At 70.8% G+C, this 18,536-nt stretch carries 2 protein-coding genes; both read right to left on the bottom strand.

The window, feature by feature from the left end; translation table 11 throughout:
- Positions 1-32 precede the first annotated feature (32 nt).
- A complete protein-coding gene (locus J7I98_RS30500; RefSeq protein ID WP_214928268.1) occupies positions 33-626 on the bottom strand; it encodes an ATP-binding cassette domain-containing protein in 594 nt (197 codons plus the stop codon).
- A gap of 381 nt (positions 627-1,007) precedes the next feature.
- Complete coding sequence (locus J7I98_RS30495; protein WP_251021454.1) at positions 1,008-18,530, bottom strand: non-ribosomal peptide synthase/polyketide synthase; 17,523 nt, start codon at positions 18,528-18,530, stop codon at positions 1,008-1,010.
- Positions 18,531-18,536: the final 6 nt, after the last annotated feature.

Below are 18,536 nucleotides of genomic sequence, written 5' to 3'. Positions count from 1 at the left end.
CCCGGCTCCTCAATAGGCCCGGAGTTGCGCGGTCAGGACGTCAGCCGGGCCAGGTGGTCCGCGATGTGCTCGGCCGGCATGCCGCACATCGCGTCGACCAGCCGCCCGCCCACCAGGAACAGCGTCACGTCGGCGGCGGCCGCGACGGCCGGGTCCGAGGTGGTCACGAGCATCGTCCTGCTGTCCTGATAGCCGATCGCCGCGCACAGGTCCTCGGCGGATTCCAGGTCGTCGGCGACGAGCAGTTCGGGATGCGTCGCGGATGCGGGCGCCAGGGTGCCCCACGTCCGTGGATCCGGCATGGTGACCCGGTCATGTGTGCAGACGGTGCCGGTCGTCGGCGTTTCGCGGCCGGTGGCGCACGCGATCAGGGTGCTCTTCCCCGAGCCGGGGAGGCCGATCACGGCGGTCACGCTGCCCCGTACAAGCCCGACCGTCACCTCACGGAGCGCATTGACGGCTTCGTGGCCCGCGCCGTACCACTTCGTCACGGCGTCCATTTCCAGGGCGTACGGAGAGACTGGCTCGGCCGAAGAGCTGCCGTTCGTCGTGGCGTTCATCCAGGACATCTCCGGCGATGTGGTGTCGGGCAGGGCCGGAGCCGGCGCCTCGACACGATTATCCATCACAGCTTCTTCAGTCCGCATTTCCGTGACCTCCATGGCTCGCCGATACACAGAAGCTACCGACACGCCAGAGCTTCGGGAAGTACCCCAAGGTCACTTTCGGGGTATGGCCCACTGCACCAGGAATTGGGGAGTACACCGGAATGCGGCCCACCGCCCCGGATGGGTAGCCTGTCATCAGGCGAAACGGAAAACCCCGAGTAGCCGGGCCTGTTGGTCCGGCTTCCCCATTCCCCCCGGCCCGTGGTGCGCAGAATCCCCCGATGCGCCCGCGGGCCGGGGCCGTTGTTTTTCCGTACCCTTCCGTGCGCGGCAATGCAAAGAAGACACCGCCCACACCCGAGGTGATGGCCCGGGTATGGACGGCGTCAGGGGTCGCAATCAGCTGCGGGTGGCGCTGATTCCGACGATCTCCTGGAGCCGGCCGCGAAGCGTGTCCGCCAGCCGCTCCATGTCTGTGCGGTCGTGGAGAGCCGTCGAGAAGGACAGCCCGACCGTCAGCCGCTCGTCCTGAACGCCGCAGACGACGTCCAGGAGATGGGCACGCCCGCCGCTCTCACCGTGGGTGCGCGAGCGGTCGTCGAGCCAGCTCCGGTAGAAGCCCTGGTCGAAACCGTCGGACTTCCCCACGTAGTTGAAGCTGACGTCGGGTGCCTTCTGGTCGAGCGGGGCGTCCTCGTGCAGGTAGCGCAGAACGCCATAGCCCAGGCCCTTGTTGGGAACGGCCCGCAGTGTCCGCTTCACGCTCGTGATGCGGCTCCGCCAGTCCGTGTCGGTGGCCCGCTGTACGTCCCAGGCGACGGGGAACATCGTGGTGAACCAGCCGACCGTACGGGACAGGTCGACGCCGTCGACCAGCTCCTCCCGGCCGTGGCCCTCCATCGCTACCGCCACCCTGTCCTGGCCGCTCCACTGCGCCAGCGCGTCGCCGAGTGCGGCGAGCACGACCTCGTTGGGCCGTGCCCGGTAGACACCGGGGACGGTCTGGAGGAGCACCTGGGTGTCGTCGCGGTCCAGTTGGAGCGAGACCGTCTCCTCCGACGCCACGGTGTTGGCGGGCGACCCGGAGCCGGGCAGCCGGGGCACGGTCTCCGCGGCCCGCCAGTAGTCGATCTCGTCGTCGAACCGCCCCGAGCGCACCAGGGTGGTCAACTGCGCGGCCCACTCCTGGAACGAGGTGGTCCTGGCGCCCAGGTCCGGCTTCTCACCCGCTTCGATCTGCCGGTACGCACGGGCCAGGTCCGGCAGCAGGATGCTCCACGAGACGACGTCGGTCACCAAGTGGTGGGCCACCAGGGCGAGTCGGACCGGAGCATCCGCCCCCATGTCGAACACCAGGACCTTGATCAGCGGCCCGGTGCCGATGTCCAGTCCGGCGTGCGCCTCGGCGAGGCGGCGGTCCATCTCGGCTTCCCGCGCCTCGGCTTCGGACTGGAAGAGGTTGTGCCAGGTGAACCAGTTCCCCGTCTCCCGCTCCACGACGTGCTGGCTCCACCGGCCTCCCGCGAGGGTGTACCTGGAGCGCAGCCCGTCGTGGTGTTCGAGCAGGGCTTCCACGGCCCGGTTCAGGCTGTCGGGGTCGGGCCGGTCGGTCAGCTCCACGTAGGCGGACATGGTGAAGCGGTTCACCGAGGCGGCCTTGCGGGTCTCGAAGAACCACCGCTGGATCGGGGTGAGCAGAACCTCGCCCGTCACCGGCCCCTCGGCCACCTCGTCCTCGGCCACCTCCGTGCCCAGCTCGGCCAGGCCCGCGACCGTCGGCGCCTTGAAGAGGTCCTTCGACGAGATGCCGAGACCCGCTTCCCTGGCCCGGGACACCACCTGGATGCTGAGGATCGAATCGCCGCCGAGCTCGAAGAAGTTGTGGTGTACGCCGATCCGCTCCAGGCCCAGTACCTCGGCCCAGACCCCGGCGAGCGTCTCCTCGCGCGGGGTGCGCGGTGCGACGTACTCCTGGCCGGTCGCCGCTTCCATGTCCGGCGCGGGCAGTGCCCTGCGGTCCACCTTGCCGTTCGCGGTCAGGGGGATCGCGTCGAGCGTGACCCAGGCCGCCGGGACCATGTAGTCGGGCAGCGACCGCCCGGCGAACTCCCGCAGCGCGTCGATGCCGAGTCCGTCCCCGAGGTCGTCCCCGGGGCCGTCCCCGGTGACGTACGCCACCAGGCGCTTCACGCCGGGCTGGTCCTCGCGCACCACGACGACGGCCTGGCCGACCTCGGGGTGGCTCTCCAGTACGCCCTCGATCTCGCCCGGTTCGATGCGCAGGCCACGGAGCTTGACCTGGTCGTCCGCACGGCCCACGAAGTCCAGCTGCCCGTCGGGCGCCCACCGGACGACGTCCCCGGTGCGGTACATCCGCTCCCCGGAGAACGGGGCGGCCACGAACCTGCTCGCGGTGAGCCCGGGACGGCCCAGGTAGCCGCGGGCCACGCCTTCCCCGGTCACGTACAGCTCACCGGGGACACCGACGGGCACCGGACGCAGCCACGCGTCCAGTACGAACACCCGCGTGCCGTAGTTCGGCCTGCCGATCGGCGGGACCGCCCCCGGCGCGAGGCGCTCGCTGATCGTCGCGGACACGGTGATCTCGGTGGGGCCGTACGCGTTGAACATCTCGCGGCCCGGCGCCCACCGGCTCACCAGCTCCGCCGAGCACGCCTCGCCGCCGACGACCAGCGTGCGCAGTGCGGACAGTTCGGCCTCGCCGGCGCTGGCCAGGGTCGCCGGGGGGATGATCGTGTGCGTGACGCCCTGCCGGGACATGACCTCGACCAGTTCGTCTCCCACGACGCGGCCCGCGGGCGGCAGTACGAGAGCTGCGCCGGAGCCCCAGGCCATGAGGATCTCCATGACGGAGGCGTCGAAGTTGGACGACGCCGCCTGGAGCACCCGCGAATCCGGCCGCAGCGTGAACCGGTCCACCTGGGTGGCCGCGAAGGCCGCCACACCTCGGTGGGTCACCCACACGCCCTTGGGCGTACCGGTCGAACCGGAGGTATAGATCAGGTACGCGCCCGCGTCCCGGGACAGCGGCCCCGGGAGTGCGCCGGACGGCGTCGGCCCGGTCCCGGGAGCGCCGTCCACCAGCACCGTGCGTACGGGGGTGCCTTCCAGCACATCGGCGTGCTCGGCGTCCGTCACCACGAGCCGCGCTCCCGAGTCGGCGAGCATGAACGCCCTCCGGTCGGCCGGGTAGTCGGGGTCGAGCGGCAGGTACACTCCGCCCGCCTTCAGGATCGCGAGCAGCCCGGTGAGCCACTCCACTCCTCGGGGCAGGCAGACGCCGACGACGACATCGGGCCCCACGCCGTGCGCGACGAGCCGCCGGGCCAGGGCGTTGGCGCGGTCGTCCAACTCGGCGTACGACCAGGTGGAATCGGCGGATACGATGGCGGGTGCCCCGGGCCGGAGAGCGACTTGCTTCTCGAAGATCGCGGACATCGAGAGCGACGAAGGATCGCCCTGGCCGACTTCGCCGTCCGTTTCGTTCCAGTCTTCGAGCACCTGGCGCCGCTCGGCCGCGGACAGCAGTTCCATGTCCCGGAGAGGGCGCCGGCCCTCGGTGGCGATGGCCTCCATCACCGTGACCAGGTGCGACGCCATCCGGCGGATCGTCGCCGCGTCGAACAGGTCGGTGTTGTAGACGATCTGGCCGTGCATCTCGCCCTCGACCTCACCGAAGTCCATCGTGAGGTCGAACTGCGCGGTCGCGGACCGCATCGCGTAGTCCTGCCACCGCAGGCCGCCCGGTGTCTGCGGTGCGTCCGAGAGGTTCTCGTAACTGATCACTGCCTGGACCAGCGGGCTGCGGCTGGGGTCCCGCTCGGTGACGACCGCGTCCACGACCCGGTCGAAGGGAACGTCCGCGTGGGCGAAGGCGTCCAGCACGGTCGCCCGTACAGAAGCCAGCAGCTCGGCGGCGGAGGCCCGCTCGTCGATCCGGGTCCGCAGGGCCAGCGTATTGACGAAGAACCCGACCACGTCTTCGAGTTCCGGACGCTCGCGGCCGGAGGTGACCGTGCCGACCACCGCGTCGGACTGTCCGCTGTAGCGCGACAGCAGCAGCTGCACCGCTGCTGTGAGCCCCATGAACAGCGTCGCGCCCTGTGCCTTGCAGGCGTCCGCGAGCCGGTCAAGCACCTCGGCCGGGATCACCACGTCCTCGGTGGCGCCCGCCGTGGTCCGCTCCGCCGGGCGCGGACGGTCGGTGGGCAGCTCCAGGACGGGCGCCTCCGCCAGCTGTTCGCGCCAGTAGCCGAGACCTTCGTCCAGTGCCTCGGACGTCAGCCGGTCGCGCTGCCATGCGGCGTAGTCGGCGTACTGGATGGGGAGTTCGGCCAGGGTCCCGCCCTCATACAGGGCGGCCAGCTCGCGGGTGATCAGGTTCATCGACCAGCCGTCGGTCACGATGTGGTGCATCGACAGCGCCAGAACGTGCGCGTCCGGGGCGACCCGCACCAGGCTCGGACGCAGCAGCGGACCGGTGCGGAGGTCAAAGACCTGGCCCATCAGCCCGGCCACCACATCGGCGACGGGCCGCCCGGCCGGGTCGATCACCGGCAGTTCGACGGGGGCCGGCGGGTGGATGACCTGGACGCCCTGGCCGTCGACCGTGTCGAAGGTGGTACGCAGCGACTCGTGCCGGGCCACCAGCGCGTCCAGCGCGCCGCGCAGGGCGTCGGTCCGGAGCTCGCCGCGCAGCAGGAGTGCCGCGCCCGAGTTGTACTCCGTACTGTCCGGCTCGAACTGCGTGGCGAACCATAGCCGTTGCTGTGCGTAGGACAGCGCCAGGTCGCCTCCGCGCCCGACCGGAACCACCGGCAGGTCGGTGTCCGACGTGGCCTTCACCAGTGCGGCGAGACCGGCGACCGTCGGCTCGTTGAACAGCTCGCGCACGGACGTCTCGAAGCCCGCCGCCCGCATCCGGGACACGGCGCGGATGCTGAGGATCGAGTCGCCGCCGATGTCGAAGAAGTTGTCGTACGCCCCGACACGCTCGACACCGAGCACCTCGGCCCACGCGGCGGCGACGGTCTCCTCCGCCGTGCTGCGCGGTGCGGTGTAGGCGGTCACCAGCCCGGTCATGTCCGGCACAGGAAGGGCTCGCCGGTCGACCTTGCCGCTCGAATTCAGCGGGAAGCCGGCCATCACGACCCATGCGGCCGGAACCATGTAGTCCGGCAGGGCGTCGGCGGCGAAGGCGCGCAGCTCGGCGGTCTCGATGCCGCTGTCCGCGCCGCTGCCCTGGATGTACGCCACCAGCCGCTTCACGCCCGGCTGGTCCTCGCGGGCCAGCACCACGGCCTGGGTGACCTCCGGGTGCCTGGACAGTACGTTCTCGATCTCGCCGAGCTCGATGCGGAAGCCGCGCACCTTCACCTGGTCGTCCCGGCGCCCGAGGAATTCGACCGTGCCGTCGCGCTGCCACCGCACCAGGTCACCGGTCCGGTACATCCGCGTACCGGTGAAGGGGCAGGCGACGAAGCGGCCGGCTGTCAGCGCGGGCTTGTCCACATAGCCGCGCGCCAGACCCGCGCCCTCGATGTACAGCTCACCCGCCACCCCCACCGGGACCGGCCGCAGCCACTGGTCGAGCACGAAGGCCCGCGCGTTCGTGACGGGCCGGCCGATGCGCGGCTGCTTGCTGCCGTCGGCCGTCCAGGTCAGGGAGTCGCAGGTGCACTCCGTCGGCCCGTACAGGTTGTAGGAGGCGACGTCGGTGTGTGCGCGCAGGGTCTCCCAGATCTGGCCGTCGACGGCCTCGCCGCCGAACACGACCACATCGGGTACGTGGACGTCGTTGTCCAGCAGGCCGTCGGCGATCATCTCCCGCAGGTAGGTGGGGGGTTCGTCGATGACGTTGATGCGGTGCTGTGTCAGGTAGTCGCGGAAGGCGCCCAGGTCGATGTGGGTCTCGTGGTCGATGGCGTGCAGCTGGTGTCCCGCGACCATCCACATGGTGGCGACACAGGACGCGTCGAAGGAGATGGACGCGGTCTGCGCCACCCGCATCTGACGCCCGCGCGACGTCGGCCCGAACATCGCCGCCTGGTGGTGGGCGAACAGGTTGGAGAAGGCTCCGTGCCTGATCAGCGTGCCCTTGGGGCGCCCTGTCGACCCGGAGGTGTAGATGACGTAGGCGAGGCTGTCGGGGCCGAGTCCGGTGTCCGGGGCGGTCACCGGCCACTGGGACGTCGGCGCCCGGTCGACGTACAGCAGTGTGCCGTCGTACGAGTCGAACCGGTCGGCCAGGTGCCCCTGCGTCAGCACGATCGCCGTGCGCGAGTCGTCCAGCATGTGTTGTACGCGCTCGGCGGGATGTGCGGGGTCGATCGGCATGCAGGCGCCGCCGGCCTTGAGGATGCCCAGGATGGCGACCATCACGTCCAGGCCCCGGTCGGCGCAGATCCCGACGATGCTGTCCTGCCCGACTCCTTGGGAGCGGAGGCTGTGGGCCAGCTGGTTGGCCTCCATGTCCAGGCGGGCGAAGGTCAGCCGCTCGTCGCCGTGTACGAGCGCGATCGCGTCCGGGGTGCTCGCCGCCTGGGCGGCGAAAAGGTCGGTGAGGAGGTCGGCCGGGACGTCACGGGCGGTGTCGTTCCAGCCGTGCGTGAGCCGGTGTTCTTCCTCGGCGGTGAGCATCCGGACCGCCGACAGGGCGGTGTCCGGGTCGGAGATCCCGGCCATCTCGGCCAGGACGGTCCGCAGGTGGGTGGCGAGCTGCTGGATGGTGACCGCGTCGAAGAGGTCGGTGTTGTAGTTGATCAGCCCCGACAGCTCACCGCCCCGCTCGCTGAAGTCGACCGCCAGCTCGAACTGCGCGGTGTCGACCTCGAACGGGTAGTCCTGCCACGTCAGTCCCTCACCGTCGGCGGCTTCGGGCGTGTTCTCCATGCTGACCAGGGCCTGCACCAGCGGGCTGCGGCTCGGGTCCCGCTCGGTGACGACCGCGTCCACGACCCGGTCGAAGGGGATCTCGTCGTGGGCGAAGGCGCCCAGGACCGTCTCCCGTACGTCGCCGAGCAGCTCGGCGACACTGCTCCGCTCGTCGATGCGGGTACGCAGCGCCACCGTATTGACGAAGAATCCGACCAGGTCTTCCAGCTCCGTGCGGTCGCGGCCCGAGGTGACCGTGCCGACGACGACGTCCGGCTGGCCGCTGTAGCGCGAAAGCACCAGCTGCACGGCGGCGACCAGGCCCATGAACAGCGTGGCGCCCTGCGCCTTGCAGGTGTCCGCGAAGCGCGCCAGCACGTCCGCGGGTATCAGCAGCTCCTCGGTGTCACCGGCCCAGGTCCGCTCGGCGGGACGGGGCCGGTCGGTCGGCAGTTCGAGCACGGGGGCGCCGGCCAGCCGGTCGCGCCAGTACGCCAGGCCGTCCTCCATCGCCTCCGGCGACAGCCGGTCCCGCTGCCACACTGCGTAGTCGGCGTACTGGACCGACAGCTCGGGCAGATCGGCTCCCCTGTACAGCGAGGAGAGTTCGCGCATGATGACGCCCATCGACCACCCGTCGGTGACAATGTGGTGCATCGACAGGACGAGCACGTGCTCGTCGTCCGTGACGCGGAGCAGCGTGGGGCGCAGCAGCGGCCCCTCGCTCAGATCGAACACGCGGCCCAGTTCGGCGCGTACTCGCCCGGGGAGCCCGGCGGCGTCGCAGTCGACGACCGGCAGCGCGACCGGTGACGCGGGGTGGATGACCTGGGCGGCTTCGCCGTCGACGGATTCAAAGGTCGTACGCAGCGACTCGTGCCGCGCCACCAGCGTGTCCAGTGCGCTCCGGAGCGCGTCGACGCGCAGCTCGCCCCGGAGCAGCAGGGCGCCGCCGGAGTTGTATTCGTTGCTCTCCGGTTCGAGCTCCGCCGCGAACCACAGCCGCCGTTGCGCGAACGACAGCGGCAGGTCCCCGTCGCGGCCGACGGGCACCACCGGGGCCGTGCGGTCGACGGTGGCCTCGATCCGCCCGGCGAGACGCGCGACGGTCGGGTGGTCGAAGACGGTACGTACCGACAGCTCGTATCCCGCGCGGCGCAGCCGGGACACGGCCTGGATGCTCAGCAGCGACTCGCCGCCCAGCTCGAAGAAGTTGTCGTACGCGCCGACCCGCTCCACCGCGAGTACCTCGGCGAAGACTTCGGCGACGGTCCGCTCGGCGGCCGTCGCGGGGGCGACGTACTCCTGGACCAGCGCCGACATGTCCGGTGCGCGCAGCGCCCTGCGGTCCACCTTGCCGTTCGCGGTCAGGGGGAACGCGTCGAGGCGGACGCACACCGCCGGGACCATGTACTCCGGCAGCGAGGCGGCCACGAATTCCCGCAGTGCGGCGGGGGTCACGTCGCCGGCGACGACGTAGCCGACGAGCCGCTTGAGTCCCGGCTGGTCCTCACGTACGACGGCGATGGCCTGCGTCACCTCGGGGTGGCGGGCCAACGCGGCCTCGACCTCCCCGAGTTCGATGCGGAAACCGCGCAGCTTGACCTGGTCGTCCACGCGGCCGAGGAACTCCAGCTGGCCGTCGGGCAGGCGGCGCACCATGTCTCCGGTCCGGTACATCCGGTCCCGGGTGAAGGGGTTCGCCACGAACCGCTCGGCCGTGAGACCGGGGCGTCCCGCGTAGCCACGGGCGACGCCGGAACCGGCGATGTACAGCTCACCGGCGACGCCGGGCGGCACCGGACGCAGCCAGCCGTCCAGGACGAAGGTCTGCGTGCTCTCGATGGCCCGGCCGATGGGGGGCGCGGTCGCGGTCACCGCGAGCGGCTCGCTGATCGTGGCCGCCACGGTGGTCTCGGTCGGCCCGTAGGCGTTGACGAGCGTACGGCCGCCCGCCCACCTGGCGGGTACCTCGGCGGGCATCGCCTCGCCGCCGGAGACCAGGGCGCGCAGCTCGGGCAGCTCCACTTCGGGCAGCGTCGACAGGGCCGCGAGCGGCAGCATGGCGTGGGTGATGTGCTGCGCCTTCAGTACCTGGGCCAGCTGGTCGCCGACGGTCTGCTCGGGGCCTGCGAGGACCAGGGTGGCGCCGGAGTACCAGGCGTTGACGAGGTCGCCGACCGCCACGTCGAAGCCGACGGACACGCTCTGGAGGACGCGGGAGTTCTCGTCGAGTCCCAGCGCCCGCTGGTGGGCCGATCCCAGGGCTTCCAGGCCGCGGTGGGGCACGAGGACGCCCTTGGGGGTGCCGGTCGAGCCGGAGGTGTAGATCATGTACGCGGCTGCGTCGGGGGACGCGGTCCGGCTGGGCGGAGCGTCGGCCCGCAGGCTCAGGTCGCTGATGTCCTGCGCGGGCAGGCCCTGTGCGGTCTCGGTGTTCGCCAGGACGAGGCTCGCGCCCGAGTTGTCGATCATGAAGGTCAGCCGGTCGACGGGGTGGCTCGGGTCGAGCGGCAGGTACACGCCCTGCGCCTTCATGACCGCGAGCAGCGTGACCAGCCAGTCCACCCCGCGCGGCAGGCATACGCCCACCACGACCTCGGGGCCCACGCCGTGCTCGACGAGCCGGTGCGCCAGGCCGTTGGCCCGCCGGTCCACTTCTCCGTACGAGAGCTCGACGCCTTCCGACACGACCGCGATCGCGCCGGGGCGGCGTACCACCTGGGCCTCGAACAAGCCGGGCATGCTCAGCGTCGAAGCCGTGTCGTTCCCGCTCCAGTCCCGGGTGATCCCGGTGCGCTCGTCGTCGGTCAGAAGCGGGATCTGTGCCAGGAGGTCCTGCGTGAGCATCGACCGCAGCAGCTCCGCGAGGCGGCCGGCGATGTCGCGCGCGGTGCTGTCCTCGAAGAGCGCCGGGTCGTAGGCCATGCGCAGGGAGACGCCGGGGTCGTTGCCTCCGACGAGCTGGCGGCCGGTGAAGGCGGTCAGCGACAGCGGGTAGTTGCCGCCCTCCTCCTTCGCCCGGGTGTCGGTGATGGTGAGCCCGTGGCGGGCGGCGAGGTCGTCGTCGACGGGGTAGTTCTCGAAGACCAGCAGGCTCTCGAACAGGGCGGTTCCGGCCGGGAGGTCGGCGAGCGCGGTGAGCTGCGGCAGCGACAGGTACTCGTACGCGCGCGACTCCCACTGCTCGGACTGGAGGTCCTGGAGCCACTGCACGACGGGCGTCGACGGCTGGAGACGGGTGCGCACCGGCACGGTGTTGATGAACAGGCCGAGCACCGATTCGGCGTCCAGCAGGTCCGCCGGGCGGCCGGAGGTGGTGGCGCCGAAGACGACGTCGCTCTGCCCCGAGTACGCCGACAGCAGCAGCGCCCACGCGCCCTGCACGACCGCGTTCACCGTGAGCCGGTGGCGTCGCGCGAAGTCGCCCACGTCGGTCGGCAGTGACCCGGGGAGCTCCACGTCCAGGTGCCGCATCGGCCGGGGTTCGCGACGGGGCGATGCGTCGACGGGGAGGGCGACGGGCGTGTCGAAACCGGAGAGTACGGAACGCCAGTACGCCAGGCCCGCTTCGGTGTCCTGGGAGGCCAGCCATTCGAGGTAGTCGCGGTAAGGGCGGCGTACGCCCGGACGGCCACCGGCGTACCGGGTGAAGACGTCCTCCAGCAGCTGCGGCGTGCTCCAGCCGTCGAGCAGCAGGTGGTGGAAGGTCCACACGACCTGAACGCGACCGCCGCCCAGGCCGGCCAGCGACACCCTCAGCAGAGGCGCCGTGTCGAGCCGGATTCCGCCGTGGTCCGCGCGCCGCAGATCCTCCAGGCGCTCCGCGCGCCGGGCGTCGGTCAGGGCGGTCCAGTCCTCGATGTGCAAGGGCACGTCGACCTGCTGGTGCACCAGCGCGACCGGCTCGTCGACCTGCTCCCACACCACCGACATGCGCAGGGCGTCGGATGCGTTCACCGCCTCGCGCCAGGCATCGGCCAGCCGCTCCAGGTCGTCCGCGCCTTCCAGAACGAACGACATCTGCTGTACGTACGCCTCGCCGGAGGAGTCCTCCAGGGAGTGGAACAGCATGCCCTGCTGCATCGGCGAGAGCGGATACACGTCCGCGACACCCTCGCCCGTACCGACCACACGGTCGACGGTCGCCCGGTCCCAGTCGACCAGCGGGAAGTCGGAGGGCGTACGGCCGCCCACACCGGGCATGAGGCAGTACCGCACGGCCTCCTTCAGGGCGTCGCGGTAGCGGGTGGCAATTCCGCGGATTTCCGCGGTCGCGTGCACCGCCGTCGAATAGTGCACATCGACGTGCAGTTGGCCGTCCTGAACGCGGCTCACCACATCCAGTACGTGGGGGCGTTCTTCGGCGGGGCCGTGATCTCCGGTCACCGGAAGCATTCCGGTGAATACGTCCGGATAGCCGCCCGCGTCGTAGCGGCCGAGATAGTTGAAGCTCACCTGCGCCGGATCGACCAGATCCGCACGGCCGAGATAACGCAGCGCCCCGAAACCAATACCCCGGTCGGGAATTGACCGCAGATTCTCCTTCGTCGTGCTGATCAATTCGCCCCAGCCGGCGCCGCCGCCCGATTCGAGGGCAACCGGATAGATGGAGGTGAACCAGCCCACGGTCCGGGACACGTCCGCGCCCAGTACGGCCTCTTCGCGGCCGTGCCCCTCGACGTCCACCCACACCCGGTCGCGGCCGGACCACTCGCCGAGCACCCGGCCCAGTACCGCGAGCAGCACGTCATTGACCTGCGTCCGGAATACGCCCGGCACCTGCTGGAGCAGCGCTTCCGTGTCCTCGCGCGGCAGCATCACCGACACCACATCGGCGGAGCCCACGGTGTTCAGCCCGTCCGGCACCTCGCACAGCGGCTCGGCGTCCTGGACGACCGATGCCCAGTACGGGGCCTGATCGGCGAAGCCGCCGCCCTCGACGAACTCCGCCAGCCGCGCCGTCCACGCGGGGAACGGCAGGGACACGGGGTCGAGCGACACCTCACCACCGGCCGTCAACTGCCGGTAGGCCACGGCGAGGTCTTCGAGCAGGATCCGCCAGGACACCCCGTCCACCACCATGTGGTGGACGGCCATCAGGAGCCGCACGCGGCCGTCGGTCTCGTCCTCGGAGATCACGCACCGCACCAGCGGCCCGCCCTCCAGACGGAACCCTTCCTGTACGCCCTCGAACCGGCCCGTCACCCGCTCGACGCTCACTTCGCCCGGCGCACCGGCGAACTGCCGCCATCCGTCGGCGCCGCGCTCGAACCGCACCCACGGACCCTCGTGGTGCGCGAACACCGCCGACACCGCGGCCGCGAGTACGTCCGCGTCCACGTCCGGCGCCATCTCGACGCACATCGACATGCCGAAGTGATCGGGCTCGACCGTGTGCGTCTGTACGAACCACTCCTGCACCGGTGACAGGACGACCGGGCCTTCCACCGTTCCCGCATCGGCGCCCGCAGTGTCCGCGGCCTCTTCACGGGCGACCGCTGCCACGCCGGCGACCGTCTGCCGCACCAGCACATCCTGCGGCGACACGACCAGCCCGGCCCGCCTCAGCCGCGACACGACCTGAATGCTCAGGATCGAGTCGCCGCCCAGCTCGAAGAAGTTGTCGTGCACGCCGACCTGTTCCACGGCGAGCACATCGGCCCACACCTCGGCCACGAGCCGCTCGACCCGTGTCCTGGGCGCCACCATCTCGGTGTCGCGCTGGGACAGGTCCGGCTCCGGAAGTGCTCGCCGGTCGACCTTGCCGTTCGCGGTCAGCGGCAGAGTGCCCAGCACCACGAAGGCCGCCGGAATCATGTAGTCCGGCAGAGACTTGCCCACGAATTCGCGCAGCCCGGCATGGTCCACACCCGACCCCACGACGTAACCCACAAGCCGCTTCACCCCGGGACGTACCTCGCGCACCGAGACCACTGCCTGCGTGACGTCCGGGTGGGCCGCCAGAGCCGACTCGATCTCACCGACCTCGATACGGAAGCCACGGACCTTCACCTGGTTGTCCGCACGCCCCACGAACTCCAGCCGCCCGCCCGGCAGCCAGCGCACCACGTCCCCGGTGCGGTACATCCGCTCGCCGGAGAAGGGGCCGGCCACGAACCGGCTCGCGGTCATCCCGGGGTGCCCGGCGTACCCACGCGTCACGCCTTCACCGGCGACGTACAGCTCACCCGCGACGCCGACCGGCACCGGGCGCAGCCAGGAGTCCAGCACGTAGGCGCGGGTCCGCCCGATCGGTGAACCGATCGGCACCGTCGCCCCGAGCGACTCGGCGTCGACGGTGTGCACGGCGGCGAAGATCGTCGTCTCCGTCGGCCCGTAGCCGTTGACCAGCCAGACACCGGGCAGCTGCTCGACCACGGTCCGGCAGTGCTGCGGCGCCAGTGCGTCGCCGCCCGCCATGAGCAGCCGCAGCCCGGAAAGCATCTGCACGTCGGTGTCGACGATCTCGTGGAACAGTCCCGCTGTCAGCCACACCACCGTCACGCCGTGCGCGCGCAGGAGGGAGCCGAGCTCCTCGACCGACAGCACTCGGGCCGTCGAGACCACCAGCGTCGCCCCGTTGGCGAAGGCGCTCCAGATCTCCAGCGCGCTGGCGTCGAACGACAGCGTCGCGAACTGCCCGACCACATCGTCCGCCGTGCACCCGAGCCGCGCGTCCCGCGCCACCCGCAGCACCCCGGCGTGGGGCAGCACGATGCCCTTGGGGCGGCCTGTGGAACCCGAGGTGTAGAAGACGTACGCGGCGCTCTGCGGCAGAAGGGACACCGGGGGCGCGCTGTCCGCACCCTCAGTGTTTGCAAGGCTCTCGGGGTTCTCAAGGTCTTCGAGGAGTACGACCGGTACGCCCGCGTCCGGCACCGTCCCGACCGTCGACGGCGAGGCCAGCAGCAGCTCGATGCCGGAGTCGTTCATCATGAACGACAGCCGTTCGGGCGGGTAGTTGGTGTCCAGCGGCACATACACGCCACCCGCCTTGAACACGGCGAGCAGCGACACGATCGGGTCCATGCCCCGGGGCAGGCACACCCCGACCCGGACCTCGGGCCCCACTCCCCGATCGCGCAGCGCGTGTGCGAGGCGGTTCGCCCGTACGTCCAGCTCGCCGTACGTCACCCGCTCTTCGCCGCACACCAGCGCGACAGCGTCCGGTGTACGCGCCACCTGCTCGGCGAACACGTCGGTGAGCACCGCACCGGCGGGCCCGGAGTTGCCCTCGGACCAGTCGCCCAGCACCAGGGCGCGCTCGGGCTCCGAGAGCCTCGGCATCTGTGACAGCGGCCGGTCCGGGCGTTCGGCCATGACTGCGAGGACGGTCAGCAGATGGTCGGCCATCCGCCGGATCGTGGCGGCGTCGAACAGGTCGGTGTTGTAGTTCAGCGACATCCGCATGCCCTGGGGGTTCTCCCAGAACTCCAGCGTCAGCTCGAACTGCGCGTCCTGGCGCGGCAGGTCCGAGGCCGCGACCCGCAGGCCCGTGGCGTCGGCGTCGTTCTGCCACGGCATCGTCTGCAGCACCATCATGGCCTGGACCAGCGGCGTACGAGCGGGGTCCCGCTCGGTGACCACCGCGTCGACCACCCGGTCGAAGGGCACCTCGGCGTGCGCGAAGGCGTCCAGCACGGTCTCGCGCACCGAGCCCAGCAGTTCGGCGCCGGTCGCTGCCTCGTCGATCCGGGTCCGCAGCGCCAGCGTATTGACGAAGAAGCCCAGCACATCTTCGAGTTCTGCCCGGTCACGACCGGTGGTGGCGGTGCCCAGGACCACGTCGGTCTGGCCGCTGTACCGGGACAGCATCAGCTGCACGGCGGCCGTCAGCCCCATGAACAGGGTCGCGCCGTGGGCCTTGCAGACCTCGGTCAGCCGGTCGAGCAGGTCCGGGGAGATGTCGAAGTCGCAGGTGCTGCCGGCCCGGGTGCGCACGGCGGGACGCGGCCGGTCGGTGGGCAGGTCCAGGACGGGGGCGCCCGCCAGCTGGTCGCGCCAGTACCCCAGGGCGTCGTCGAGCGCCTGGGGGGTCATCGTTTCCCGCTGCCAGACCGCGTAGTCCGCGTACTGGACCGGAAGGGCGGGCAACGTCTCGCCCGCGTACAGCGCTTCCAGTTCGCGCGCGACGACGTTCACCGACCAGCCGTCGGTGACGATGTGGTGCATCGACAGGACGAGCACGTGCTCGTCGGGAGCCATCCGGAGCAGGGTGGGGCGCATCAGCGGGCCGGTGCGCAGGTCGAAGACTGTTTCGAGCTCGGCCCGCATGAAGTCGGCCACTTGGCCGGACGGGCAGTCGATCAGCGGGAGTTCGACCGGGGCGGCCGGGTGGACGATCTGTACGCCCTGGCCGTCGACGGTGTCGAAGGTCGTACGCAGCGACTCGTGCCGCGCCACCAGGGTGTTCAAGGCGTCCTGCAACGCCTGGACCTGCAACGGGCCGCGCAGCCACACCGCACCACCCGTGTTGTACTCCGTACCGCTCGGGTCGATCTGCGCCGCGAACCACATCCGCTGCTGGGCATACGACAGGGGCAGCACCTCGCCCCGGGCCACCGGCACCAGCGGCGCCTCGACGGCCGCACTGCCCAGCTCGGCAGCCGCCAGGCTTTCGACCGTCGGGTGATCGAAGAGCGTCCGTACCGGGATCTCCAGGCCCGCCCGGCGCAGCCGGGACACCGCCTGAATGGCCAGGATCGAGTCACCACCCAGCCGGAAGAAACCGTCGTGCACGCCGATCCGCTCCGCACCCAGAACCTCGGCGAACACCTCAGCAATGGCCTGCTCCCGCGCAGTGCGCGGCGCGACGTACTCCTCCCCCAGAACCGAAAGATCCGGCTCCGGAAGCGCCTTACGATCCACCTTCCCATTCGCCGTCAACGGAAGAGAATCAAGCACCACACACACCGCCGGAACCATGTACTCCGGCAGCCCCGCCGCCACAAACTCCCGCAGCCCCGCCGGGTCCACATCCGTACCGGCATCCGCATCCGTACCGGCATCCGCATCAGCCACGACGTACGCAACCAGCTGCTTCACACCGCGCCGGTCCGCCCGTACCACCGCCACCGCCTGCGCGACCGCCGGGTGGCCCGTCAGGGCCGCCTCGACCTCACCCAACTCAATGCGGAAACCACGCACCTTGACCTGGTTGTCCGCACGGCCGACAAAGTCGAGCACTCCCTCGGGCAGCCACCGCACCACGTCCCCGGTGCGGTACATCCGCTCGCCCGCGCCGCCGAACGGAGACGCGACGAAGCGCTCCGCCGTGAGTTCCGGCCGCCAGGCGTATCCGTGGGCGAGGCCGGTGCCCGAGATGTAGAGCTCGCCAGGAGTGCCGACGGGCACGGGCCGCAGCCAGGCGTCCAGTACGTACAGCCGCGTGTCCGGTGCCGGGCCGCCCAGCCGCACCGGGCTCTCGGCCGAGTGCGAACCGTTGAGGACATGGGTGGAGGCGGTGATCGACGTTTCCGTCGGCCCGTACGCGTTCACCAGACGCACGCCGGGGACTTCGTCCAGCACCTTCTGGCAGTGGCGCGGCGACAGTACGTCGCCACCCGACATCAGCATCCGTACGCCCGCGAGTATCTGCACGTCGGCGTCGACGACCTCGTGGAACAGTCCGGCCGTCAGCCACAGCGCCGTCACACCGTGGGTACGCAGCAACGCACCCAGCTCCTCCACCGACAGCATCCGCTCCGGCGAAATCGCCAGCGTGCCGCCGTTGAGCAGCGCGCTCCACATCTCCAGCGCACCCGCGTCGAACGACAGCGTGCTCAACTGCGACACCACGTCGGCAGAGGTGAGAGCGAAGCGAGGGTCGCGGACGACGCGCAGGAAGCCTTCGTGCGGCAGCACCGTCCCCTTGGGACGGCCCGTCGAACCCGAGGTGTAGAAGATGTACGCCGCGCTCTTCGGCAGCACCCCGGCCTCGGGCGCAGACTCCGGCCGGCCGGACATCTCCTCGGCGACTTCGTCCAGCAGCAGCACAGGGGTGTCCGGGAGCGCGGACACCGTGGAGGAGTCGGCCAGTACCACCGCTACACGCGAGTCGGCGACCATGAATTCCAGCCGGTCCGCGGGGTATTCCGGATCCAGCGGTACCGCCGTACCGCCCGACTTCAGAACCGCCAGCAGCGCGACAACCGGCTCAATACCGCGCGGCAGGCACACCCCGACCGGAACCCCCGGGCCGACCCCACGGTCCCGCAGCACATGCGCCAACTGGTTCGCCCGTACGTCCAACTCCCCGTACGTAAGGCTCTCTTCGCCACAGACCAGGGCCACCGCCTCCGGCGCCCGCACCACCTGCTCCGCGAAAACCCCCGGAAGCGTCACACCGCCGAAGCCGCCGATCCCCGAAGCCCACTCCCCCAGCATCAGCCCCCGCTCGGCGGCGGACACCGACGGCAGCTCGGCCAGCGGCAGTTCCGTATCCCGCGCGACCAGGTCGGCCGTCCTCCGCAACTCGCCCGCCATCGCCTCCGGCAGTGGGCCGAACGCGTCGGATCCGCACGCCAGCCGCACCTGCCGCCCGTCCACCAGAAGGTCGAACGCCGTAGGCTCCAGGCCCTCCGGCGCCGCGCCGTCAACCGCCCCGAAGACAACCTGCCCGTCGAACAACGACGCCTCGGCAGGCACCCCCGCCAGCTCCCGCAGTGCATCGACCGGCAGCGCCTCCTGCCGCTCGGAGGCAGCCATCTGCTCCCCGAGCCGCCGCAGCCACGCGCCCACCGGCTCGCCGGGAAGCAGCAGCGCCCGCACCGGACGCACCACTCCCGCACCATCGGCCACGCCGACCAGCAGATCGCGCCGCCCCCGCACATGCGAAAGCGTCAGGCACCACAGCCCGGCAGCGGCCACCTCGAACGGAACCCCGGCCCGCTCCGCGACCTCGGCAAGCGCGGGCACCTCACCATCCACGACCGGCCCGTCCGCCCGGTCCTCCCGTACCGCCCCCGCGCCCTCGAATCCGGACAGGATCTCTTCCCAGTACGCCACCACAGCAGCCTCATACATCCCAGA

The organism is Streptomyces sp. ISL-98, from assembly GCF_018614055.1.
Lineage (GTDB): Bacteria > Actinomycetota > Actinomycetes > Streptomycetales > Streptomycetaceae > Streptomyces > Streptomyces spiramyceticus.
This window is presented reverse-complemented; position numbering and strand designations above follow the sequence as displayed.

Bases quoted from the DNA above. Each gene is read 5' to 3' on its own strand.
- J7I98_RS30495 (WP_251021454.1), bottom strand. From the start codon at position 18,530: ATGTATGAGGCTGCTGTGGTGGCGTACTGGGAAGAGATCCTGTCCGGA.
- J7I98_RS30500 (WP_214928268.1), bottom strand. From the start codon at position 626: ATGGATAATCGTGTCGAGGCGCCGGCTCCGGCCCTGCCCGACACCACA.